At 71.0% G+C, this 23,159-nt stretch carries 11 protein-coding genes; 6 read left to right on the top strand and 5 right to left on the bottom strand.

What is annotated here, in order from left to right:
• The first annotated feature begins 42 nt into the window (after nucleotides 1-42).
• Entirely contained in the window at nucleotides 43-2,112 is a 2,070-nt protein-coding gene (locus ACGF1Z_RS13985) for an MMPL family transporter (RefSeq protein WP_393003438.1), read from the top strand.
• A 374-nt stretch (nucleotides 2,113-2,486) separates the two neighbouring features.
• Here ACGF1Z_RS13985 and ACGF1Z_RS13980 read toward each other — a convergent pair whose 3' ends face one another.
• Complete coding sequence (locus ACGF1Z_RS13980; RefSeq protein WP_393003436.1) at nucleotides 2,487-3,284, bottom strand: VOC family protein; 798 nt, start codon at nucleotides 3,282-3,284, stop codon at nucleotides 2,487-2,489.
• A 205-nt stretch (nucleotides 3,285-3,489) separates the two neighbouring features.
• On the opposite strand from ACGF1Z_RS13980, the gene ACGF1Z_RS13975 reads away from it, so the two are divergent.
• A complete protein-coding gene (locus tag ACGF1Z_RS13975; RefSeq protein ID WP_393003434.1) occupies nucleotides 3,490-5,274 on the top strand; it encodes an FAD-dependent oxidoreductase in 1,785 nt (594 codons plus the stop codon).
• A gap of 107 nt (nucleotides 5,275-5,381) precedes the next feature.
• Here the strand turns inward: ACGF1Z_RS13975 and ACGF1Z_RS13970 are convergent, their stop codons facing one another.
• Nucleotides 5,382-8,555 carry an FG-GAP repeat domain-containing protein gene (locus ACGF1Z_RS13970; protein WP_393003432.1) on the bottom strand — a complete coding sequence of 1,058 codons (3,174 nt, stop codon included), beginning with the start codon at nucleotides 8,553-8,555 and terminating at the stop codon, nucleotides 5,382-5,384.
• Between the two features lie 613 nt (nucleotides 8,556-9,168).
• Here ACGF1Z_RS13970 and ACGF1Z_RS13965 point away from each other — a divergent pair.
• The 4 genes from ACGF1Z_RS13965 to ACGF1Z_RS13950 all read left to right on the top strand — a co-directional run bounded on the left by ACGF1Z_RS13965 (nucleotide 9,169) and on the right by ACGF1Z_RS13950 (nucleotide 19,299).
• Nucleotides 9,169-16,959 carry a ricin-type beta-trefoil lectin domain protein gene (locus ACGF1Z_RS13965; RefSeq protein ID WP_393004171.1) on the top strand — a complete coding sequence of 2,597 codons (7,791 nt, stop codon included), beginning with the start codon at nucleotides 9,169-9,171 and terminating at the stop codon, nucleotides 16,957-16,959.
• Between the two features lie 139 nt (nucleotides 16,960-17,098).
• Nucleotides 17,099-17,668: a hypothetical protein gene (locus tag ACGF1Z_RS13960; protein WP_393003430.1), complete on the top strand. Its 570-nt coding sequence runs from the start codon at nucleotides 17,099-17,101 to the stop codon at nucleotides 17,666-17,668.
• A 252-nt stretch (nucleotides 17,669-17,920) separates the two neighbouring features.
• Nucleotides 17,921-18,259: a thioredoxin family protein gene (locus tag ACGF1Z_RS13955; RefSeq protein WP_393003428.1), complete on the top strand. Its 339-nt coding sequence runs from the start codon at nucleotides 17,921-17,923 to the stop codon at nucleotides 18,257-18,259.
• 185 nt (nucleotides 18,260-18,444) lie between these two features.
• Nucleotides 18,445-19,299, top strand: a complete 855-nt coding sequence (locus ACGF1Z_RS13950; RefSeq protein ID WP_393003426.1) for a DMT family transporter — start codon at nucleotides 18,445-18,447, stop codon at nucleotides 19,297-19,299.
• A gap of 145 nt (nucleotides 19,300-19,444) precedes the next feature.
• On the opposite strand, the gene ACGF1Z_RS13945 is transcribed toward ACGF1Z_RS13950, so the two are convergent.
• From ACGF1Z_RS13945 to ACGF1Z_RS13935, 3 genes are all read right to left on the bottom strand, one after another.
• Nucleotides 19,445-21,388: an ABC transporter permease gene (locus ACGF1Z_RS13945; protein WP_393003424.1), complete on the bottom strand. Its 1,944-nt coding sequence runs from the start codon at nucleotides 21,386-21,388 to the stop codon at nucleotides 19,445-19,447.
• Between the two features lie 92 nt (nucleotides 21,389-21,480).
• Nucleotides 21,481-22,293, bottom strand: coding sequence for a molybdate ABC transporter substrate-binding protein (gene modA, locus ACGF1Z_RS13940; protein ID WP_393003422.1), 813 nt, complete (start codon nucleotides 22,291-22,293; stop codon nucleotides 21,481-21,483).
• Nucleotides 22,294-22,387: 94 nt separating this feature from the next.
• Nucleotides 22,388-22,774 carry a molybdopterin-binding protein gene (locus tag ACGF1Z_RS13935; RefSeq protein ID WP_393003420.1) on the bottom strand — a complete coding sequence of 129 codons (387 nt, stop codon included), beginning with the start codon at nucleotides 22,772-22,774 and terminating at the stop codon, nucleotides 22,388-22,390.
• Nucleotides 22,775-23,159 lie beyond the last annotated feature (385 nt).

The following is a 23,159-nucleotide window of genomic DNA, read 5'->3' as shown; positions in this document are numbered from 1 at the left end:
CATTGAGATTGTTGACTGTCGAGAGATGCTTGGGGAGTTTCCATGTCCGCACCCCTGCGGTGGTCGAGCAGACTGCTGCCGCTGCTGATGCTCGTCGTCTGGCTGGCCATCGGCGGCGGGCTCGGCCCCTACGCCGGCAAGCTCGGCGAGGTCGCGACGAACGACCAGGCCGCCTTCCTGCCCCGCAGCGCGGAGTCGACCCAGGTCCTGCAGGCCCAGGACGCGTTCCGCCAGGAAGAGACGCTGCCCGCCCTCGTCGTCTGGACCGCCGAGGGCGGCGGCCGGCTCGCACCGTCCGCGCAGGCCGCCGCCACCCGGGCCCTGGCGAGCCTCAAGGGCGTCGAGGGCGTGGTCGGCGCACCCTCCCCGGCCTTCCCCTCCCAGGACGGCGAGGCCCTGCGGGGCATCGTCCAGCTCCGTCCCGACCTCGGCGAAGCGCTGCCCGCGACACTGGAGCGGGTCGAGGCGGCGGCGTCCGGCGTGCCGGGAACCGTGGCCTGGCTGGGCGGCCCGGCCGCCACCCAGGCGGACCTCAAGGACGCCTTCGCCGGCATCGACGGGCTGCTCCTCGTCGTCGCCCTGGTGACCGTCCTCGTGATCCTGCTCCTGGTGTACCGGAGCGTCCTGCTCCCGCTCCTGATCATCCTCGGCGCGGTGTTCGCCCTCGGCCTGGCCTGCGCCGTCGTCTACGTGCTCGCCGACCACGACATCGTCCGGGTCGACGGCCAGGTGCAGGGCATCCTCTCCATCCTCGTCATCGGCGCCGCCACCGACTACGCGCTGCTGCTCGCGGCCCGCTACCGGGAGGAGCTCGGCGCACGCGACGGCGACCGGTTCCCGGCCATGCGCGCCGCGCTCCGGCAGTCCTTCGGCCCGATCGTGGCCAGCGCCGCCACCGTGGCGCTCGGGCTGCTCGCCCTCCTCCTCAGCGACCTCACCAACAACCGCGCCCTCGGCCCCGTCGGCGCCATCGGCATCGTCTGCGCCGTCCTCGCCGCGGTGACCTTCCTGCCCGCCGCCCTGGTCCTGCTCGGGCGGGCCGCCTACTGGCCGGCCCGCCCCAAGGCGACCACCGGGGACGACGCCCATCCCGTCTGGCGCAAGGTCGCGGCCCTCGTCGACCGTGCGCCGCGCAAGGTGTGGGCCGGCTCGCTCGCCGCCCTGCTCGCCTGCGCCGCCTTCTCCTTCACGCTCGACTCCAAGGGCGTCCCGCTCGACGAGATCTTCGTCAAGGACGCCCCCTCCGTCGCCGCCCAGGCGCGCCTGAGCGAGCACTTCCCCGGCGGCGCGGGCAACCCCGCCGTCGTCATCACCGACGCCAAAGCCGCCGAGAAGGTCCGCGCCGCCGCCGAGGACGTCGACGGGGTCGACTCCGCGGCCCTCTTCGCCATCCCCGGCAGCGCACGGCCGCTCGTCGCGGACGGGCGGGTCCGGGTCGACGTCACCCTCGCGGACGCCGCCGATTCCGACGCCGCCAAGGACACCGTCGCCCGGCTGCGCACCGCCCTCCACGCCGTACCGGACGCCGATGCCGTCGTCGGCGGCTACACCGCCCAGCAGTACGACACCCAGGTCACCGCCGAACGTGACCGGATGCTCATCGTCCCCGTCGTGCTGGTGATCATCCTGGTGATCCTGGTCGGACTGCTGCGCTCGCTGCTGCTGCCCGTGCTCCTGGTGGCGACCGTCGGGCTCAACTTCCTGGCCACCCTGGGCGTCTCCGCCCTGGTGTTCGAGCACGTCTTCGGATTCACCGGCACCGACTCGTCCGTGCCCCTGTACGGATTCGTCTTCCTGGTCGCCCTCGGTGTCGACTACAACATCTTCCTCATGTCCCGGGTGCGTGAGGAGACGGCGCTGCACGGCACGCGCGAGGGCGTCCGCCGGGGGCTGGTCGCCACGGGCGGGGTCATCACCTCGGCCGGCGTCGTCCTCGCGGCCACCTTCGCCGCGCTCGGCGTCATCCCGCTGGCGTTCCTGGTCCAGATCGCCTTCATCGTGGCCTTCGGCGTCCTGCTCGACACCCTCGTGGTCCGGTCGCTCCTGGTCCCGGCCCTCGTCCGGGACATCGGTCCCACGGTCTGGTGGCCGGGCTCGCTGCGGCACCGCTGAGGCGCGTCGCCTGACCGGTCGCCGGCGGGACCGGGCGTGTGCCCGAGGCCCGGGCGCAGCGCGCGTGGGTCCTGCCGCGACCGGGGCGCGGCGCGCGCGAGGTCCTGCCGCGGCCCGGCCTCGGTCCGGGCGCGGCAGGACCTCGGTCGGGGCGTCAGGCCGCCCACGACGCCCCGCGCGGAAGCGAGCAGGGAGCCGGTCCAGCCGGTCCCCGTTCGCCGGGCGGTCGGCCGGTGCGCGGACGGGTGCCGGCGCCTGGTGTCGCGGGCGGGCGGTCGGCTGGTGTGCCGCGTGGTGTCCGGCGGCCCGGCCCCGCTCGGTGGTCCGCCGGCGTGCCCCCCCCGCTCCCGAGGCGGCGGGATGCCGCGGCCGGCTCAGCCGCGGCTCGGCGTGAGGACCACGAAATCCGCGTTCGACGGGTCCAGGCACACGGCGAGCCGGCCGACGCCCTCGGCGTCCTCCGGCCCCATCTGCACGCTGCCGCCGTGCGCGGTCGCCCGGGCGACCGCGGCGTCGCAGTCCTCGACGTGGAACACCGGGTGCCAGTAGGGGCGCCCCTGCGCCAGGGCGAGGTTCTCCGCGGGCATCTCCATGAGCCCGCCGTGCATGCGTTCCTCGGGCTGTCCGGCCGGGGTGACGAGGGAGTACGTGCCCCCGCCGCCCGGCAGTTCCATGTCGCTGAACCACCAGCCGAGGACATCGCCGTAGAACCGCTTGGCCGCCGCGGCGTCGGGGGTGTAGAGCTCGGTCCAGAACAGGGAACCGGGCTCGTCCACCCGCTCCGCGCCCTTGACGGTACCCGGCTGCCAGACGGCGAACTGTCCCCCCAGCGGGTCGCTGTACTGGGCCGTCCGACCGACCTCGCCGTAGTCCCTCGGCGCCACCCGCACCGTACCGCCGGCGCGCTCGACCGCCCGTGTCGTGGCGTCCGCGTCGGGGACGCTGTAGTAGATCATCCAGGCGGAGCGGGCACCCTCCTCGGTGAGCCTGCCGAGCCCGGCGACGACCTGGCCGTCCTTCCGGAACATGCCGCCGTCCGCGGCCTCGCCTTCGCCCATCGGTTCGTACTCCCAGCCGAAGACGCCGCCGTAGAAGGCCGCGGCGGCCGGGACGTCGGGGGCGCCGAGGTCGAGCCAGCACGGAGAGCCGGGCACGAAGTCCGTGGTGATCATGTCGCATTCCCTTTCGCGGATCCGGTGCGCCTTCAGCCTTCCACCGCGGACCGTCCCCCGCCCGGCGACCGTTCCGGACGGGAGAGGCCCGGGGACGGGATCGCGCCATGTGCGACGGGGGCCCGCACTCACCTTCCCGGATCCGGGGGGCGGCCCTATGCTCCTGCGTCGGACATCGGGTTACCGTCGGTAAAGGGGTTGGGGCATGGACCGTACGGGCAGTTCACGGCGCACCTTCGTGGCGGGCGCGGCCGCCACGACCGGAGCGCTCGCCATCGGGTCGGTCGCCCTCGGCGCCGCGCCGGCCGTCGCCGCGGAGCCGTCCGCGGCACCGTCGGTGGCCGTGCTCGGCGGCGGGGTGGCGGGCCTGACCGCCGCCCACGAACTGGCGGAACGCGGCTTCCACGTCACCGTCTACGAGCGCCGGGCCCTGGGCGGCAAGGCCCGCTCCATGGACGTACCGGACAGCGCGCGCGGCGGCCGGCGCCCGCTCCCCGCCGAGCACGGCTTCCGGTTCATCCCCGGCATCTACCACAACCTCCCCGACACGATGCGGCGCATCCCCTTCCCCGGGAACGCCAACGGCGTCTGGGACAACCTCGTCGCCCCGGCCGAGATGTCCTTCGCCCGCACCGGCCGCGAGGACCTGCGCATCCCGCTCCCCTGGCCGGGGCACCGGGCCGCCGCGCTCACCCTCGAAGAGATCCGCCGCGCCGTGACCGCCCTCCTCGACACCGCCCGCTCCATCCCGCTCCACGAGGCCGCCTACTTCGTCGACCGCTTCCTCGTCTTCCTCACCAGCTGCGACGAGCGCCGCGACGACACGTGGGAGCGGACGCCCTGGTGGGAGTTCCTGAGGGCCGAGCGGATGAGCTACGACTACCAGCGCATTCTGGCCGTCGGACTGACCCGCAACATCGTCGCGACGAAGGCGGAGGAGGCCAGCACCCGTACCGTCGCCACCCTCCTGGAGGCCTTCGCCTTCAACGCCCTGGGGCGGGGCGCCGACGGCCCCCTCGACCGGATCCTGAACCTGCCCACCAACGAGGCCTGGATCGATCCCTGGGCGGCCCATCTGACCGGCCTCGGTGTGGAGTTCAGGATCGGCTGGACGGTGCGGGAGCTCGCCTACGACTCCGCCTCGGGGCGGATCGGCGCGGTCGTCGTCGAGGATCCGCAGGGGGTCCGCCGTTCGGTGACCGCCGACCACTACGTCTCCGCCATGCCGGTCGAGCACGCCCGGCGGACCTGGGGCGCGGCGCTGCGGGCGGCGGACCCGCAACTGGCCCGGTGCGACCGGCTGGAGACGGACTGGATGACCGGCATCCAGTTCTATCTCACCGAACCCGCGCCGCTGCTCGACGGACACGCCAACTGCATCGACTCGCCCTGGTCCCTGACGGCGATTCAGCAGGCGCGTCACTGGCAGGCCCGCGACTTCCCCGCCGACTACGGCGACGGCGCCGCCGTCGACTGTCTCTCCGTGGACATCTCCGAATGGGACCGGCCCGGCATCCTCTACGGCAGGACGGCCAAGCAGTGCACCCGCACCGAGGTCGCCCGGGAGGTGTGGGCGCAGCTGAAGGCCGCGTTCAACGACACGGGCCTCACCGTTCTGAAGGACAGCGCGCTGCACTCCTGGTTCCTCGATCCGGGCGTCGACGGCCTCGGCACCCCGAACCCGACCAACGAGGACCAGCTCCTCGTCCACCCGGTCGGCACGTTCCACAACCGCCCGAAGGCCGCCACCAGGATTCCCAACCTCTTCCTCGCCGGGGACTACGTGGCCGTCGACATCGACCTGGCCACGATGGAGGGCGCCAACGCCTCCGCCCGCCAGGCCGTGAACGCCCTCCTCGACCGGACGGGCTCACCCGCCGCGCGCTGCACCGTCCAGCCCCTCTTCCGGGCCCCGGAACTGGAAGGCCTCAAACGCCACGACCGCCTGCGCTACCGCCTGGGCCTGCGCAACGCGCTCGACGTGGGCTGAGGCGGGGAGCGCGGACCGCCCGGGTGGACCGCGTGGCGGGAAAGGGGTGAGCCCCCGGCGCCTCGCGGCGCCGGGGGCTCACTCGTGTGCAACGCGACCGGGAACGGTCACCCGAAGGACTTGATACCGCGCCAGTCCACCGCGAGCACCGTCTTGACGGCGGCGTTCGTGTTGGTGGCGGACGGGTAGTAGACCTTGATGTTGCCGGTGTCGGCGTAGCGGACCCACAGGTCGGGAATCCGGTCGCCGTTGACGTCGGGGATGGCGACGATCGCGGAGATGTTGGTCGTCGTCCAGTTGGACCCGTACGTGGTGTCGGCGCCCTGACGGGAGTTGGCGGCGAGCTTCAGCGACTCGATGTCGACGCTGCCGGCCACCGGGCCGGGCTTGCCGTGGCGGATGTAGATGGTGCCGGAGTCGAGGCTGCGCCAGAGCAGGTCCTGCGCTCCGTCCAGGTCGATGTCGGCGATGTTGACGATCTCGCGGGGGCCCCAGGCGGTGCCCTCCATGAGGGTGGCGGTCTGGAAGGTGGCTCCGGTGTAGCCGGAGAGCAGCCAGAACTGGGTGCCGACCTTGACGGCGACGTCGGTGAGCTTGTCGCCGGTGATGTCGCCGATCGCCTTCATCGACACCCAGGTGCTGGGGGCCGGGGTGTTGGCCGGAAGGCGGATCTTGAGGCGGTCGTCGACGTTGAAGGTGCCGTAGCCGTCGCCCGGGTAGAGGTAGAACGTGCCGTCGGGGTCGACCGCGAACAGGTCGGTCGTGCCGTCGCCGGGGTAGACGTCGGCGTAGTGGGAGATCAGCGCCGCCTTGCCGGTCGTGGCGTTCCACCACGGGGTCTTCGGCGCGAGCACCGCCTTGCCGTCGGCGCCCATGGTGTAGGAGCCGGTGAGGCCGCCGTAGAGCTCACCGCCGGGGGATCCCGGGTAGGAGAACAGGTTGCCGTTGGCGTCGATGATCATCAGGTCGGCGATGCCGTCGCCGCCGACGTCACCCGGACCGTCCGCGGAGTCGCGCGGCGGGATGTAGGTGGCGTAGTCGGTGCGGGCACTGACGTTTCCGGTGGCGTCCAGCGCGAACAGGTGCATCCAGTTCGGGCCGGCGTGCGGCGGCTTGAGACCCGTGAGGGTGTAGGAGCCGTTCACCGCGGTGACGTCGGCGTACACCATGCCCTCCCAGCCCCAGCGGAACTTCGCCGCGCCGGGGGAGGTGATGGTCATGTTGCCGGTGCCGCCGAACTTCACGCTCGCCCAGGTCGCGCCGTCGGAGGTGGCGCGCTTGAAGGGGGTGGTGTCCTCGTCCACGGTCGGCGGCGGCGGGGCCGAACCGTCCACGTTGAGGGCGCAGTTCTCCGTGGTGTTGGGCGGGAAGTACGAGGAGACGGCGCCGGCCCCGTCCTCCGCCCGCACGGCCCAGTAGTAGGTGGCCTTGTCCTCGAGTGAGGTCGCCGGGATCGTCGTGGACGCCCAGCCGCCGCTCGGGGTGACCAGCGTGCCGGCCGGGACGGCGGCGCCGGCCTTCCAGAACTTGAAGCGCAGGCCGGTGAGGTTGCCGTCGTTGTCCGAGGCGTAGGCCTTCAGGACGATGTTGGTCTTGCCGACCGTGACGCCGGCCCCCGGACCGAGCACGCAGGCACCACCCGGGGTGGAGGTGCCGCTGGTCGGCTCGTTCGGCGGGGTGTTGAAGTCCACCTCGAACGTCGCCGACGTCGCGCGGAACTTGCGCCAGGTCTGCGTGTCGGACTCGCTGGTCGCGCGCATGCCGAACGTGATGTTCGACCAGCCGCCGGTGGCGGCCTGCTGCGCCGCGGCGACGACGGCCGAGTTGTTGAACGTCTCGTAGTCGTCCGGGCAGGACGTCGACCAGCCGTGCGCGAAGGACTTCGACTGCAGGTGCGTCGTCCAGGACGGCTGCGCGTTCCACGTCGTACCCGAGGAGATCGCCCCGGTGAAGTAGAACTTGAACTCACGGCTGGTGCAGGACCAGGAGTGGTTGTTGAGGACCTTGAAGGCCGCCGAGGTGACGGTGGCGCCCTTCATCTTGGGGTCGAAGCCCATGCGCCAGAACGAACGGCCCAGACCGCCGGTGTCCGACTCGTAGCCCACGCGGGCGTCGGAGGTGCCGGAGGAGAAGTTGGTGCCGTTGTAGAAGCTGGAGTTCGGGTACGGGCGGTACGCCGTCGTCCACGCCTGCCAGCCCGAGTTCATGGTCGGGTCGACGAACACGGGGAACTTCACGTTCTTGTCGTCGAGCAGCTTGGTCGCGGCGACGTTCAGCGCGAGACGGGCGGTCCCGGTCTTGTCCCCCTCCAGCTCGACGGGCAGCTGGGCGGACTTGGCGCCCGGCTCGATGCCGGTCAGACCCGACAGCTTGAGCACGTCGGCCGACGTCGCGGTCGCCGTGCGGGCGACGGTGCCTTCGGGCAGCTCGGGGTCACGGCCGCTGGAGTCCCAGGCGAACGGGGTCGGGATGGACCCGATCTCCTTGCCAGCCTTGTCGAGAACCAGGACGCGGTTGGCCTTGGTGTCGTGCCGGAAGGTCGCGGTGGCGGAGCGCAGCCCGTACGAGACGGCCTTGAGTGCCTCCTGCTTCGCCGCTTCCGGCGTCTTCACGATGAGGACCTGGGCGAAGCCGCCCTCCTCACGCGCGACGAGCAGCAGGTCGACGCCCGGCAGGACCTCCGGGTAGAGGGCACGCGGGCCGTCGAGGACCGGCTCGGGCAGGACGCCGGGCCAGGTGTACGCGATGGTGTGGCCGCCGAACTCGACCTCGGCCAGCAGCGACTGCCCGGGCGTCTCGGCGCGTGCGAACGAACGGTCCGCACGCGACGCCTGCTTGGTCCCGCCGGCGAAGCGGACCGGAAGGGCCGCGTTCACGGGCGTGATGCCGAGCCCGCGGGGTGCCTTGCCGGAGCGGGTGAGCTTGTTGTCGATGGGTGCCCACGTGCCGGCGGCGTTCTTCGCCCGCTGCGGAAGCGCGTGCATCTGCGAACGCATCTGCCCGTTGGGCAGGGCCCACGTCAGCGAGGTGGCCGTGGTGGCCGTGTCGATGAGGACCTTCTTGCCACTGCGAACGGCCTCGGCCCGTGCAGCGGCCTCGTCCTTCGGACCAGTGGAGGCCTGCTTGGCTTCGGTGGCCTTGCCACCGGCCGTCACGGGCGCGGAGTCGGGCTGCCACCAGGGCAGGAGGGCAGCGGTGAGGGCGGCCAGTACGAGGCCGATGGTCAAGGACAGCCGCGTGCGCGTGCGCACGAAGGGGCTGAGATAAGGCGGCGCGGACACGGCGGTCTACTCCCGTGTGAACCAGATGGATGGAGGACAGCACAACCAGCCCCAGACGGCAGGCCGCGGGGCAGAGAGCGGACACACGATCACACAGCCCTCACAGGGCGTCCACACATGAGAATTTTATAAGACCGTTACTCGCTGTAGAGAAGGGCTTGACTTCTCGTCACGCGGTGCCTCATTGCGGTGATTTGGGATACTTGAGAGCCGTTGATGTCCCGTTTGGTCGAAGTAGGGCAAAGATCAGCACCGGAGACCGTCTGCGGTGAACTGGGGCGTGATCCACTTCACTTCGCATGTGCGCAACCGAAAACCGACCATCTTGCCCTTTGTGCCGCCCATGAAACACAGTACGCACGCACGCGCCTGATCCAGGCGTGTGCTTTTTGGTGTTTCCGCACCTCACACGATGTCTGAATTGCCAGGGTGGGAGTCGACGCGCATGCGTGCTTCAGGTCCGCTGTCATGGCTGGGGCGGGGACGCCCAGCCACGACGGAGTCACAACGACGGCGCCGGCGGCGAAGCCGCGTGGCGACCGTCCTTTTGTTGTCCTCGACGCTGACGGTGACGAGCCTGGGCGGGCAGGCTCTGGCCATCCCCGGCCCGGGCATGAACCGTGAGGAGTCGACCACCACGGTCGACCTGCCCGACATCCCGAAGAGCACGGAGCTCGACGGGGATGCCGAGGCGCAGAAAACGCTGACGACGGCGCCCGAGGTGCCGGTCGACAACTACGACCCGAAGGCCACCGTCGCGTGGACGTCGGGTACCGGTAACGCGACGCTGTCGGCGACCACCACGCCGGGCACCACGGTCCCGGTCACCAACGGTCTGCCGATCGCTCTCGGTGTGCCCGAGGGGGCCGACCCGGCGACGGTCGCCGGTGACTGGAAGGTCGACCTCGCGCCGCCGACCACCTCGCAGGACGCGGGTGTGTCCGGTCTGGTCATGAAGGTGACCCCGCCGGCGACGGCCGACCCGGCCGCCGAGGTCGCGCTGACCGTCGACACGACGGGCTTCGCCGACCTCTACGGGCCGCAGGCAGCCGACCGCTTCGGCCTGGTGCTGCTGCCGGAGTGCGTCTACTCGTCGCCGACCACGGGCGACTGCGCCGACGACGCCGGCGCGACGACGATGTCCGGCAAGGACGACACGGCCAAGGTCGAGCGTCTGAGCTCCACCGTCGAGACGGTCCCGGCGAAGGACGCGCCGACCAAGACCACCGCGGCGAAGAACTCCCCGACCCGCAAGGTCGTCACGGGCACCGTCCCGGTCTCCAGCCTGCTCGGCGAGGGCTTCACCGCCCAGTCCGGCGCGACCAAGGCGTCCTACCGTGACGGCGTCCAGCCGGTCGCGAACGCGGCCGGCGGCTCCGCGGTCGGCATGCTCGACACCGGCTCCTCGGTGCAGGGCGACTTCACGGCCTCGCCGCTGCTCTCCTCCGGCTCCTGGTCCTCGGGCTCCTCGTCCGGTGCGTTCACGTACTCGTACCAGGTGCAGACCCCGGAGACCGCCGGCGGTCTGATGCCGAAGGTCAACCTGTCCTACTCCTCGCAGTCGGTCGACGGCCGTACCTCGTCGTCGAACAACCAGGCTTCGTGGATCGGTGACGGCTGGGACTACAACGCGGGCTCCATCACGCGTACGTACGTCAACTGCCGTCAGGACTCCAAGAAGCCGGGCTCCAACAACTCCACGCACAAGACGGCGGACCTGTGCTGGGGCTCGGACAACGCCACTCTCTCCCTCGGCGGCACGACCACCGAGCTGGTGTGGGACGCGTCGAAGAACAAGTGGTTCACCGCCAACGGCGACGGTTCGAAGATCGAGCGGATCACCGGCCAGGCCACCGGTAACGGTGCCAAGGACGGTGAGTACTGGGTCGTCACCACCAAGGACGGCACCCGCTACCACTTCGGCCTGAACAAGCTGCCGAACTGGTCCGACAACGGCACCGCCGCCGACGACCCGACCACCGACTCCGTCCTGACGGTCCCGGTCTACGGCAACCACCCGGGCGAGGACTGCTACAAGGGCTCGACCACCAACGACTGGAAGAACTCCTTCTGCACCCAGGGCTGGCGCTGGGGCCTCGACTACGTCGAGGACATCCACGGCAACGCCATGTCGCTGTGGTGGAAGAAGGACCAGAACTACTACGCCCGGAACTTCAACTTCAAGGACCCGGTCGTCTACGACCGCGACGGCTACCTGTCGCACATCTACTACGGCCAGCGCAAGGACAGCATCTTCAGCGCCACGGCCCCGGCCCGCGTCGGCTTCACCGTCGCGGAGCGCTGCTACACCGTCGGCTCGGTCACCTGCACCGACGACAACTTCAAGTCGAAGGACCCCGGCCAGTACCGGCCCTGGTTCGACACCCCGGCCGACCTGCGCTGCGAGGCCAAGAAGAAGTGCTGGAACGCGGGCCCGTCCTTCTGGACCCGCAAGCGCCTCGACAAGATCACGACCTCGGCCCAGCGTCGCACCGACACCACGGCCCGCCAGGTCGTCGACGAGTACCAGCTCAAGCAGTCCTTCGCCGAGCTGAAGACCGGTCCGAACACCGCCCTGTGGCTGGAGTCGATCCAGCGCACCGGCTACGCCCGCAACGGCTCCACCGACGCGAGCGTGTCCCTGAACCCGGTCCGGTTCGAGTCCAACTCCGAGGACATGCCGAACCGCGTGAAGGCGGTCAACCCGCAGCGCCCGGGCTTCTCCCGGCTCCGCATCGCGCGTGTCATCAACGAGTACGGCGGCGAGACCGTCGTCACGTACAAGCCGATCACCGGCAAGTGCCTCTCCGGCGCCGGCCTCCCGATCAAGACGGACACGGCCGGTCTGAAGGCCAACTCCGAGCTCTGCTACCCGTCGTTCTGGAACCCGGACCCCGAGGTCGAGGACATCGACTGGTTCCACAAGTACGTGGTGGAGTCCATCGAGGAACTCCCGAACGTCGACGGCGCGTACGCGACGAAGACGGCGTACGAGTACAAGAACCCGGCCTGGAAGTTCGCCGACGCCGAGTTCACCAAGAAGTCGACCCGGACGTACTCGCAGTTCGCGGGTGCCGAGCAGACCACCGTCATCACCGGTGTCGACGACCCGGCGATCGGCAGCAGGCAGTCCAAGGCCGTCACCCGCTACTTCCGCGGCATGGGCGACACCGTCCCGGTCAAGGACGTCCACGGCAACGTCATCAAGACCTCGGACGGCTCCACGGTCTACGACCGCGAGGCCTTCGCGGGTCGCGTCTCCGAGGAACTCAGCTACACCAACGCGACGGACGCCGACACCGACTGGCTGACCCGGAGCATCACCATCCCCGAGGCCACCGAGCTGGCCCGGCGCAACCGCGACGACGGCCTGGACCCGCTGAAGGCGTGGCGGGTGACGGAGCCCGAGGAGGTCGCGTACACGAAGTCGTCGGGTACGAACACCGACGACCCCCGCACGCTGCGCACGGTGAAGACCTTCACCACGTACGAGCCGACCTACGGACTGCCCGTCCTGGTGGAGTCGCTGGGCGACACCGGCAAGACCGGGGACGAGTCCTGCATCAAGTCCGAGTACCTGCACCAGACCACCAAGAACCTCATCGGTCTGTCCAAGCAGGTCCTGGCCTCTCCGACCACGTGCGCGCAGGCGAACTGGGCCGATCTGAAGACGCTCAGCGGCGGCGTCCGCACGTCGTACGACGGCACCGCCTACGGCACCGCGATCGGTGCCGACAGCCGTGGTCTCGCGACCCAGACCTGGTCGATCAACGCCGCGGGCGACAACTTCCAGAGCGGTGGCACCACCGGCTTCGACGCCGTCGGCCGTGTGACCAGCGTGACGGACCAGGATGGCAAGTCCACCTCGACCACGTTCGACCCGCCCTCCGGCCAGGTCTTCAAGGTCACCCAGACCAACCCGCTGGGCCACACCCAGACGATGGAGCTGGAGCCGGGCCGCGCCACCACGGTCAAGTCGTCCGACACCAACGGCAACGTCAGCGAGGCGAAGTTCGACCCGCTGGGCCGGCTCGCCGAGGCGTGGGCCCCGGGCCGCGTGCCGGCGGCGGGCGCCGTTCCGGACTTCAGGGCCGAGTACACGATCCCGAAGCCGGAGACCGACCCGGACGACCCGACCCGCGAACTCCGCAAGCCCCCTTACGTCACGACCTACTCGCGTGGCTACGACGACCGGGTCGAGACCTCGGTGACGCTGTACGACGGCCTCGGCCGTGAGCGTCAGTCCCTCGAAGAGGCCGACAACGACGCCGGCTGGCTCGTCACCGACACGCTGCACAACAGCTCCGGTGAGGTCTGGCAGACCAACAACGCCTACCTGACCAAGGAGGCGAAGCCCGGCGAGCTGTTCACCCCGCTCGCCGACACCGCGATCCCCAACATCACGCGCTACACGTACGACGGTCTGGGCCGTGTGCTCCAGGAGACCCCGTACATGAAGTACGTGGACCCGGTCACCAAGGAGGCGTCCTCCAAGGCGTTCCCGGAGCGGGCCACGAAGTACGAGTACGGCCAGGACTGGTCGAAGATCGTCAACCCCGAGGGCGACTCGTCCTACCGGGTCTGGACCGACGCCACCGGCCGCACCACCCGTACGGACACCTTCAACCCGGCGGCGCCCGACGGCTTCACGTCGACGCGCTACGAGTTCGACACCCGCGGCCGGCTGGTGAAGGCGACGGCCTCGGCCGACACCGCGCACCCGTGGTCGTGGACGTACGACAACAACGGCCGCGTCCTCACCTCGACCGACCCGGACGCGGGCACGACCCGCAACGAGTACGACGCGCGGGGACGTCTGCTGACGCTCACCAACGCCCGCGGCGTCAAGGTCTGGAGCGGCTACGACGTCCTGTCGCGGCCGACCCAGCAGCGCCTGAACGACGCCAACGGCACGCTCCTGTCGGAGTTCACGTACGACACCGCTCCGGGCGGCAAGGGGATGCCGGCCACGGCGACCCGCTACACGGACGGCCTGGCGTACACCCAGAAGGTCAACGGCTACTCGAAGGACTACCAGCCGACCTCGACCACCCTGTCGCTGCCGCAGTCGCTCGTCGACACGTGGGGCTTCGCCAAGGACTACACCTCCAGCTCCTCCTTCTCCGACACCGGAGCTCTGGAGGAGACCACCCTCCCGGCGATCGGCAACTTCGCCGCCGAGAAGCTGGTCGTCCGCTACAACAAGGACGGCAAGCCGCTGTCCCTGTCGGGCAAGGACTGGTACGGCTCCGAGACCGTCTACTCTCCGTACGGCCAGATGCTCCGTTCCACGCTCGGCGCGCAGCCGTATCGCGTGTGGGCGCAGAACTCGTACGACGAGGGCACCGGTGAGCTCAAGGAGCAGTCGGTCTACCGGGAGAAGAACGACGCCTCCCTGGTCAGCGGCAACCTGGTGTCGAACCGGGCGTACAGCTACGACCCGGCCGGCAACGTCACCTCGATCCAGGAGAAGTCCGTCGGGATCGAGGAGCGCCAGTGCTTCGCCTATGACCCGCTGGGTCAGCTGAAGTCGGCCTGGACCTCCAAGGACCAGGCGAACTGCACCACCCCGAAGAACACCGACGGCACGCTCAACGTGGCGTCCGGCAAGGACAACTCCGGCTACTGGCAGGAGTACGAGTACGACCTCCTCGGCAACCGCACCAAGCTGACCGAGAAGGACCTGTCCGGCAACACCGCCAAGGACGCCACCAGCACCTACGCCTACGGCAAGGGTGCCGCCAAGGACCAGCCGCACACGCTGACCAAGGTGACGAAGCAGTACACCACTCCGGCCGGCGCTCAGGTGACGGCCGAAGCGGAGCGGCTGTACGAGCTGACCGGTGAGACCAAGTCGGTCACCTCTCTTCAGAACGGTGACAAGCAGGACCTGAGCTGGACCTACGACGGCAAGGTCGACCGAATCACCGGTCAGGGCTCGAACGGCAAGACCCCGTACGTGGGTCTCGGCCAGAAGTGCATCGACCTGAAGTCGGGTCTCGCGGCCGCGGGGAACGCCATCCAGCTCTACCAGTGCAACGGCACGGTCGCGCAGGCGTGGCACTTCGACCCGGCCCCCGGCCAGGCCGACGCCAACCTCGGCACGCTCGAGGTGTACGACACCTGGTGCGTCCAGCCCGCGGCGAACACGGCGGGTTCGGCGGCGCAGCTGCAGAAGTGCAACGGTTCCACGGCCCAGCAGCTGAAGCGGAACGCGTCGGGCCAGCTGACGCACGTCGCCTCCGGCCTGTGCCTCGCGGTGCAGGGCGCGGCGAATGTCAACACCACACCCCTCGTTCTGGCCACCTGTGACGCGGCTCAGGCCGCCCAGCAGTGGCTGCCGCAGAACGACACCCGTCACATCTACGGGCCGGACGGCGAGCGTCTGCTGACCGTCCAGGGCAAGCAGGCCACGCTCGACCTGGGCGATGCCACCCTCACCGTCCAGGCCGGCGGCATCGTGGTGCGCACCGAGCGCACCTACTCGGTGCCGGGCGGAGCGGTCATGCGCTACGCCAACGGAACGGGCGCCGAGACCCTCGTCGCTCAGACCACGGACCACCAGGACAGCGCCTACACCGAGGTCGGTCTCTACTCCGGTATGCCGGTGCGGGTGCGCAAGCAGGACCCGTTCGGCAACCAGCGCGGCGCCGACACGGCGGGTCAGAACATCCAGAACCACAAGGGTTTCCTCGGCAAGGACCGGGACGACGCCTCAGGCTTCCAGCCGCTGGGCGCCCGTCTCTACGACCCTCAGGTCGGACGCTTCCTCTCCGCCGACCCGCTGATGGACCTGAACGACCCGCAGCAGGCGAACGGGTACGTCTACGCCCACAACAACCCGGTCACCTATGCGGACCCGACGGGTCTGTCGATCGTCCTGACCGCTTCCGAGCGGGCCGCGGCCCTCGCGGGCGCGGGTCTGTCGGCGGCGCAGGTCGCTCAGGCCGAGGCGATGCAGGGCAAGTCCCTCACCTCCGTCATCCTCGCGGTCGCGTGGGAGACGCTGAAGGACTTCATCGGCATCAACGACGCCATGGCCTGCTTCGGCGGTGACATGTGGTCGTGCGGCAGCATCATCCTGGACGCCATTCCGTGGACGAAGCTGGGCAAGATCCCGTCGGTCCTGAAGGCCATCAACCGCACCATCGACGCCATCCAGGCGTTCAAGGCCGCCAAGAAGGCCGCCGAAGCCGTTCTCAAGGCGGCCAAGGCCGCCGAAGAAGCGGCCTTGAGAGCCAAGAAGCTGGCGATCGAGAAGGCCAAGAAGGAAGCAGCGCAACGAGCCAAGAAGAAGGCGGCGGAAGAGGCCAAGAGAAAGGCCGACGCGGCAGCCGCGGCGAAGCGGAAGACCGGTAACCCGGTCCAGAAGAAGGCCCAGGCCAAGGCGGCCCCGAAGGTGTCCTCGCAGCCCAAGAACAAGGGCTCCGGCGGCGGCAAGGGTTCCGGCGGCAAGGTCAACACCAGCAAGCCCGGTGGCTCTTCCGGCGGTTCCTCGCGGAACAACGCCGGATCCAGCGGCAGCGGTGGCTCCGGCAAGGCCGGCTGCAACAGCTTCGTGCCCGGCACCAAGGTCCTGATGGCCGACGGTTCCACCAAGCCGATCGAGCAGGTCAGGACCGGCGACAAGGTCATCGCGACCGACCCGGAGAGCGGGGAGACCCGCGTCGAGACGGTCACGGCCGAGATCAAGGGCCAGGGCCTCAAGCACCTCGTCACCGTCACGCTTGACACCGACGGCAAGGCCGGTGCCAAGACGGCCCGGATCACGGCGACCGACGGCCACCCGGTCTGGGTTCCCGAGCTCGGCGCATGGATCAAGGCCACCGACCTCACCTCGGGCGAGTGGCTCCAGACCAGCTCCGGCACGTACGTCCAGATCACGTCCGTACGGCGCTGGACCGCTCCCGCGGCGACCGTCCACAACCTCACCGTCAGCGCACTCCACACGTACTACGCGCTGGCGGGTGCGACCCCGCTCCTCGTTCACAACGACTCCTGTCCGACGGACGGGGACGACCAGGTCGAGGGCAAGGCGACCAGCGAATGGACGCCGGAGGACCACTCCTCGAACGCGGAGGTGGAGCGGCGTCGTCAGGACGCGGCCGACTTCTACGCCGTCCACCCGGAGACGCACGAGCTGGTGCGGGCCTACCGCGCCAACCCGAACATGCGTCCCCGGTCCAACCCCGGCGGTGGCACCGATACGTTCAACGGCGGGGATCTCAACGACCGTCAGCGGCGGTTCTGGGGTTCCTGGGTCGGCTCGCCGATCTACTGGAACCGTCGACCGGGCAACCAGATCAGGATCATGGTGAACCAGTCGACCGGCGAGATCGCCTACTTCCCGCTGACCAGGGCCGGCGTGCACAACTACGGCTCGCCGCAGATCTATCGTTGGTAGCAGGACACCGCTGGTGACAGCGGATCGTTGACAGCAGCGCACGGCACCCCAGAACCGGGGTGCCGTGCGTGTTTCATCGGACGAGACGCGGGTGGTGCCCGCGCCCCGTACCCGAAACCCCTCCTGAAAGGTTGAAGCAATGGACCACCCTGGGCGACTCGCCCCCGGCGGACTGGTCTTCCTGGGACTCGTGGACCAGGAAGTCCCGCTCGTCCCCCCGACGATCGCCACCGTGGCCGCGGACTATCCACCCCCGGTCGGGGAGTGGGCGAGATCCGTCGTCGAGACCACCGCCCCGGATTTCGTCGCCCGGGCGAACGAGGGCTGGTTCGCTCTCGCCCGCGACGGAGGACTCTTCGGCGACGACCGTGAGTTCCTGGTCGCCGTCGAGGTGGAAGGGGAGGAGGAACGAAACGACTGGTGGTGGGCACGCGTCAGGCTCGACGCGGCCTGGGACGTCATGGGGGCCGGGGCCGCTTCCGCCCTCGGCGTCGGTCCCGGGGCACCCGAATTCGCGATGCTGTCGGTGTCCGGGGACGTCATCGTCTGCGGCACGACCGGTCCGACCTCGATCGGCACCGTCCTGGTGACCGGGTTCCGGGAACTCGCCGAGCTGCGTGAGTTCGCCGAGTGGCAGGCGGACTGGTCCGGAACACCGCAGCGTGAGCGGGTCACCACCCGGCGATGGCTGAATTCGAGCGGGGACTGACCGACCGGGGGCGCCCTCAGCGCCCCCGCGCCTCCCCCTCCGACCGCAGCAACCACCGCCCGCGGGATCGGCGCCGCCTTCCACCCGCAGATGTGCGTGCGTTTCGCCTCCGTGCCCCACGGCGAGCGCGACGGCGCAGCAGCCGCCCGGCAACGCCCGCGCGGCGGACGCCGCGCCCGAGCGGGGACGGAAAGACCGATCGCGTGGGGGATGATGAGGCCGCAACGACGGAACGCGAGCTCGGGAGCCCTGATGGCGAAGCGGGTGCACCAACCCCGTGAGGACGCGGAGTTCGATTTCATCCTGAGGATGAGCGACGGGCCGGTCCTCGCCTACTTCATCGGGACCTGGCCCAAGGCGATCGAGCCCTGCCGGACCATGGACCTGGTCGTGGGCGGCATCGCCGACGAGTACGCGGACCGCCTGACGGTCGTCCGTGCGGACATCACGCGCTGTCCGGCCGCGACCGAGCGGTACGGGATCACTGGAGCGCCGTCGTACGCCCTGCTGAAGGACGGCCAGGCGGTGGCACACGGCGCCGGGCCCATGACGAGCACCGAGCTACGGGCGTTCCTGGACGGCCACCTCTGAGCGCCGCACCGGCCAGGGGCCCTTCCGTCCGGAAGGAACCCTCTCCGCTCGACCGCGGAAGTCACACGCGGCCGGCGTCGTCGGTCACCGCAGCCGCCCACGAGTCGTGTCCCGCATCTCATGGAACACGACACCACCCCGGTGTCCTCACCCGATAAGCGACCGTTCCCGGAGAGTATGGCCGCATGGGCGTCGTCCTGCCGGTTCTCTTCGCGATGTGTGCCGCGTTCAGCAACGCGTTGGCCACCGTCCTCCAGCGGCGTGCCGCGCTGACCGTCCCCCGGTCGGACTCCTTTCGGCCCGGGCTGATCCTGGACCTGGTGCGGCGTCCGGTGTGGCTCGCCGGGATCCTCGCCGTGATCGTCGCGGGGGTGGGGCAGGCCGCCGCCCTGGCGACGGGGGCGCTGTCCCTCGTGCAACCGCTGTTCGTGCTCGAACTGCCCCTCGCCCTGCTCATCGCCTCCGCCATGGCCCGCGAGCGCCTGTCCGGGTGGCTGTGGGCGGCCGTCGCCGCCGTGGTGTGCGGGCTCGGCGCGGCACTGCTGGCCGCCTCGCCCGCCGGGAACCGTACCCGTGTCGAACTGGACCGCTGGGTGCCGGCGCTGGTCGCCTGCGCCGTCGCCGTGGTGGTGCTCGCCGCGGCAGGGCTGCGCCGGCCGCCCGGCCGGGCCCGCGCGGGCTGCCTCGGCGCCGCGACCGCGATCTGCTACGCGCTGACCGCCGCCCTGATGAAGACCTCCATGCACATCCTCGGGGACGAGGGTCTCGGCGGCTTCCTGACGTCCTGGCAGACCTATGCCTTCTGCGTGGCCGGGGTCGCGGCCGTGCTGCTGCTGGAGCACGCCATGCAGGGCGGCCCGCTCGTCGCCTCGCAGCCCGCGCTCACCCTCGGCGACGCCACCGTGAGCCTGATCCTCGGCGTCCTGCTCTACGGGGAGCACCTCAGGACCGGCTGGTGGCTGCTGCCCCAGCTCGCGGGCATCGCACTGATCGTCGTCGGGGTGTTCGCCCTGGCCCGCAGCGGCGTCAGCTCGGCCTGATCCGCACGGCACGGCTCGCCGGCCGAAGCGCTGCCGGGCGGGCCCTTCCCTCTCGTGGCGCAGACGCCCCCGCGCACCCGGATCCGGCGGCCGGACCCCGCCCGGGAGGGGCTTCGCCGGGTCTTCCCCGCCCGGGAGGGGCGGATCAGAGGGAGACGACCGTCGTCTCGGTCGCCTTCACGCCGGTCCAGACGGAGACGCCGTCGGCGAGGCCGAGTTCGGCGGCGGCCTGGGGCGTGATCTCGGCGACGAGATCGGGTGCCTCGTCCGAGGCGATCAGGATGCGCAGGCGGCTGCCGCTGCCGGTGATCTCGCGCACGGTCCCGGGCCAGACGTTCCGCGGGCTGCCGGCGGGCTTCTCGCGGTGGACGGACACCGCTTCGGGCGCGACGATCGCGAGTGCCGGGGTTCCGGGCGGCGGGGGATCGGCCGCGATCAGCACCCCGCCGCCGTCGAGCGCGACGCCCTCCGCGGTGGCGGTGCCCGGCCAGGCGTTGCGGCCCAGCATCCGGGCCACCCACGGGGACCGGGGGTGGCGGGTGACCTCGGTCGGGGTGGCGTCCTGCAGCGCGCTGCCCCCGTCGAGGACGAGCACGCGGTCGGCGAGCGAGACGGCCTCGACCGGGTCGTGCGTGACGATGAGGCAGACGCCGCCGAAGCCGGTGAGGTGGGTGCGCAGGGTGTGACGGACGTGGGCGCGGGTGGTCTGGTCGAGGGCGGCGAGCGGCTCGTCCAGGACCAGGAGGCGGGGGCGGGCGGCCAGCGCCCTGGCCAGGGCGACGCGGCCGGCCTGTCCGCCCGACAGCTGCCCCGGCCTGCGGTGCGCGAGGTGCCCGACGGCGAGGCGGTCGAGCCAGGCCTGCGCCTCCCGGCGGGCCTGGGAGCGGGAGACGCCCTGGGCCCGCAGTCCGTACGCGGTGTTGGCGAGGGCCGTCATGTGCGGGAAGAGCGCGCCGTCCTGGGGCACCCACGCGACGCGCCGCCGGTGCGGAGGCAGGGAGGTGACGTCGACGCCGCCCAGCGTGAGGTCGGCGTGCGCGCGGGGGGTGAGGCCGAGGAGGGCCCGGAGCAGGGTGGTCTTGCCGGCGCCGTTCGGTCCCACGACGGCGATGGTGGTGCCCGGTTCGGCGTCCAGGGTGAGCCGGGTGAAGCCGGTGACCTCGGCATGCAGCGCCCAGCGTCCGTCGGACGGGGCGGAGGGGAGCACGGGTGCGGCCCCGGCCGCCGGTTCCGTGGCGCCCGGTTCCGTCCCGGTCCCGGGCGGGGTGCGGCGCTCGCGGTCTGCCGGGGTGCCCGTCCACCGTCCCCGGAGCGCGACGAGGACGCCCATCGCGATGGCGAGGAGCAGCAGCGAGACGGAGGTGGCGGCCTCCGGTTCGTCCTGGAGCAGCAGGTAGACCTGGAGCGGGAGGGTCTGGGTGGTCCCGGGCAGGTTGCCCGCGAAGGTGATCGTGGCGCCGAACTCGCCCAGTGCCCGGGCCCAGGTGAGGGCCGCGCCCGCGACGACTCCCGGTGCCACCATCGGCAGCGTGACGGTGAGGAACACGCGCAGCGGGGAGGCGCCCAGGGAGGCCGCCGTCTCCTCGTAGCGGGGCCGCAGGCCGCCGAGCGCGCCCTCCAGGCTGATGACGAGGAAGGGCATGGCGACGAAGGTCGCCGCGACGACGGCTCCGGAGGTGTGGAACGGCAGCGTGATGCCGAAGGTGTCTTCCAGCCATGGCCCGAGCAGGCCGCGTCGGCCGAAGGCGAGCAGCAGCGCGACGCCGCCGACCGTGGGCGGCAGCACCATCGGCAGCAGGACCAGCGAACGAACGATCGCCTTGCCGGGGAACGGGACGCGGGCGAGCAGCCAGGCGAGGGGGATCCCGAGAACGAGGGAGAGCCCCAGCGCCCACAGGGAGACGAGGAGCGACAGCTTCAGTGCCTGGACGGTGCCCGGCGAGCCGAGGTGGTCGGCCAGCTCGCTCCATTCCGTCCGTACGAGGATGCCGGCCAGGGGCAGGGCCAGGAAGGCCACGGCGACGATCGCGGGCAGCGCCAGCAGGAGCGGCGGACGGGCGCCGGAGGTACGGAGTCCTGCTCGTTTCATCGAGGGTCCTCAGGAGATGGATGAGGGCCGGGGTGGCGGCTGCCCGTCCCCCCGGTACGGGCAGCCGCCGCGATCTGGACGATCCCGGTCGGTCACGGCTTCTGGAAGCCCGCGTCCTGGAGGATCTTCTGGCCCTCGGGCGAGCTCAGCCAGGAGACGAACGCGGCCGCGGCGGCGGCGCTCCCGGAGTCCTTGAGCGCGGCCGCGGGGTACGTGGCGATGGCGTTCTGGCCGTCGGGGATGTCGACGGCGTCGACCTTGTCCTCGGCGCTCTCGGCGTCGGTCTTGTAGACGAGACCGGCGTCGGCCTCGCCCAGCTCGACCTTGCTCAGCACGGCGCGCACGTTGGGCTCCTGCGAGACCGGCTTCACCGTGATCTTCTGGGCGTCGAGGATCTTCTTGCTGTACTTGCCCGCCGGGACCTCGGGGGCCGCGAGGACGACCTTCAGCTTCGGGTCCGCGAGGTCCTTCAGTCCGGCGACCTTGTGCGGGTTGCCTTCGCCGGTGGCGATCACGAGCCGGTTCCTGGCGATGACGGTGGGGGTGCCGGTGTCGGCCTTCACCTTGTCCATGCTCTTGGTGTCGGCGGTGACCAGGACGTCGGCGGGCGCGCCCTGCGAGACCTGGGCGACGAGCTCCTGGGAGCCGGCGAAGGAGAACGTGATCTTCGTGCCGGGGTGGGACTTCTCGTAGGCGGCGCCGGCCGTCTTGAAGACGTCGGTCAGGGACGCGGCGGCGAGCACGGTCAGGTGCGCCTTCGGGGCCGCGCCCGCGGAGCCGGAGGCGGTGGAGCCGCCGGTGCCCTTCTCGGGGTCGTCGTTCGACGAGCAGGCGGCGAGCGGCACGAGCAGGGCCGCGGTGAGAGCGGCGACGGCGACGCGACGTCCGGTGGGGGTGAGGGACATGAGGTCGGAACTCCTTGGGGACGAAAGGAAGGTGCGGGAGTGACAGGCCGGTCGCGCCGACGGCCTGGACGTCTCGGTCCTGCGTGAGCGGTGGTCAGGTGCGGTCGATGTGCACGCTGGTCGACTTCACGCGGGCGGTGGCCCGCATGCCGACTTCCAGCCCCAGGTCCTCCACGGCCTCACGGGTGAGGAGGGAGACCAGCCGGTGCGGACCCGCCTGGATCGTGACCTGGGCCGCGACGTCACCGAGCTTGATCGCCGTGACGATGCCGGGAAAGGCATTGCGCGCCGACGTGTACGGCGCGGCCTCCTCGCCCTGAGCGACCTCCACGGAGAACGCGGCGAGCGACCTGGCGTCGATCACGCGCCGACCGCTCTCGTCGCGGTGGGTCGCGACCCGGCCCGCGTCCGCCCAGCGCCGCGCGGTGTCGGGGCTGACGCCCAGCAGACGCGCGGCCTGGCCGATGGTGTAGGGCTGCATATGCGTCACCGTAGGGCGAGTTTCCTCTCATCTGCAACTACGTCGTGCGACCGTCCATGGCGAATGAGAGGTCGCTTGGAGGAAGGGACGAGTGGGCCGCAGCCGGGGCCGCTCGTGCGATGCGAGGGCTCGGTCCGCGGCATCGAGTGCCCGGCCGGCGGTCCCGGCGGCCGCGCCCCGGGGCCCCGAAGGGGGCCCGCCGGGGGCGCCCACTCGCGAGACGGAGACGGGGGGCGCCCACTCTGGAGACGCCGCCCCGGTCCGGCCGTCCCGCGCGACCGTTCCGGTCCGGCCGTCCCGCGCCCGCGACCGTTCCGGGCGGACCGGTCCCGGTCCGGCCGTCCCACGGCCGCACCCGTCCCGGTCCGGCCGCCTCGGTCCGGCC

This window comes from Streptomyces sp. NPDC048018, from assembly GCF_043202995.1.
GTDB lineage: Bacteria > Actinomycetota > Actinomycetes > Streptomycetales > Streptomycetaceae > Streptomyces.
The sequence above is the reverse complement of the archived record's forward strand: the minus strand, read 5'-3'. Positions and strand labels throughout refer to the sequence as shown.

Bases quoted from the DNA above. Each gene is read 5' to 3' on its own strand.
- ACGF1Z_RS13985 (WP_393003438.1), top strand. From the start codon at position 43: ATGTCCGCACCCCTGCGGTGGTCGAGCAGACTGCTGCCGCTGCTGATG.
- ACGF1Z_RS13980 (WP_393003436.1), bottom strand. From the start codon at position 3,284: ATGATCACCACGGACTTCGTGCCCGGCTCTCCGTGCTGGCTCGACCTC.
- ACGF1Z_RS13975 (WP_393003434.1), top strand. From the start codon at position 3,490: ATGGACCGTACGGGCAGTTCACGGCGCACCTTCGTGGCGGGCGCGGCC.
- ACGF1Z_RS13965 (WP_393004171.1), top strand. From the start codon at position 9,169: ATGAACCGTGAGGAGTCGACCACCACGGTCGACCTGCCCGACATCCCG.
- ACGF1Z_RS13960 (WP_393003430.1), top strand. From the start codon at position 17,099: ATGGACCACCCTGGGCGACTCGCCCCCGGCGGACTGGTCTTCCTGGGA.
- ACGF1Z_RS13955 (WP_393003428.1), top strand. From the start codon at position 17,921: ATGGCGAAGCGGGTGCACCAACCCCGTGAGGACGCGGAGTTCGATTTC.
- ACGF1Z_RS13950 (WP_393003426.1), top strand. From the start codon at position 18,445: ATGGGCGTCGTCCTGCCGGTTCTCTTCGCGATGTGTGCCGCGTTCAGC.
- ACGF1Z_RS13945 (WP_393003424.1), bottom strand. From the start codon at position 21,388: ATGAAACGAGCAGGACTCCGTACCTCCGGCGCCCGTCCGCCGCTCCTG.
- modA (WP_393003422.1), bottom strand. From the start codon at position 22,293: ATGTCCCTCACCCCCACCGGACGTCGCGTCGCCGTCGCCGCTCTCACC.
- ACGF1Z_RS13935 (WP_393003420.1), bottom strand. From the start codon at position 22,774: ATGCAGCCCTACACCATCGGCCAGGCCGCGCGTCTGCTGGGCGTCAGC.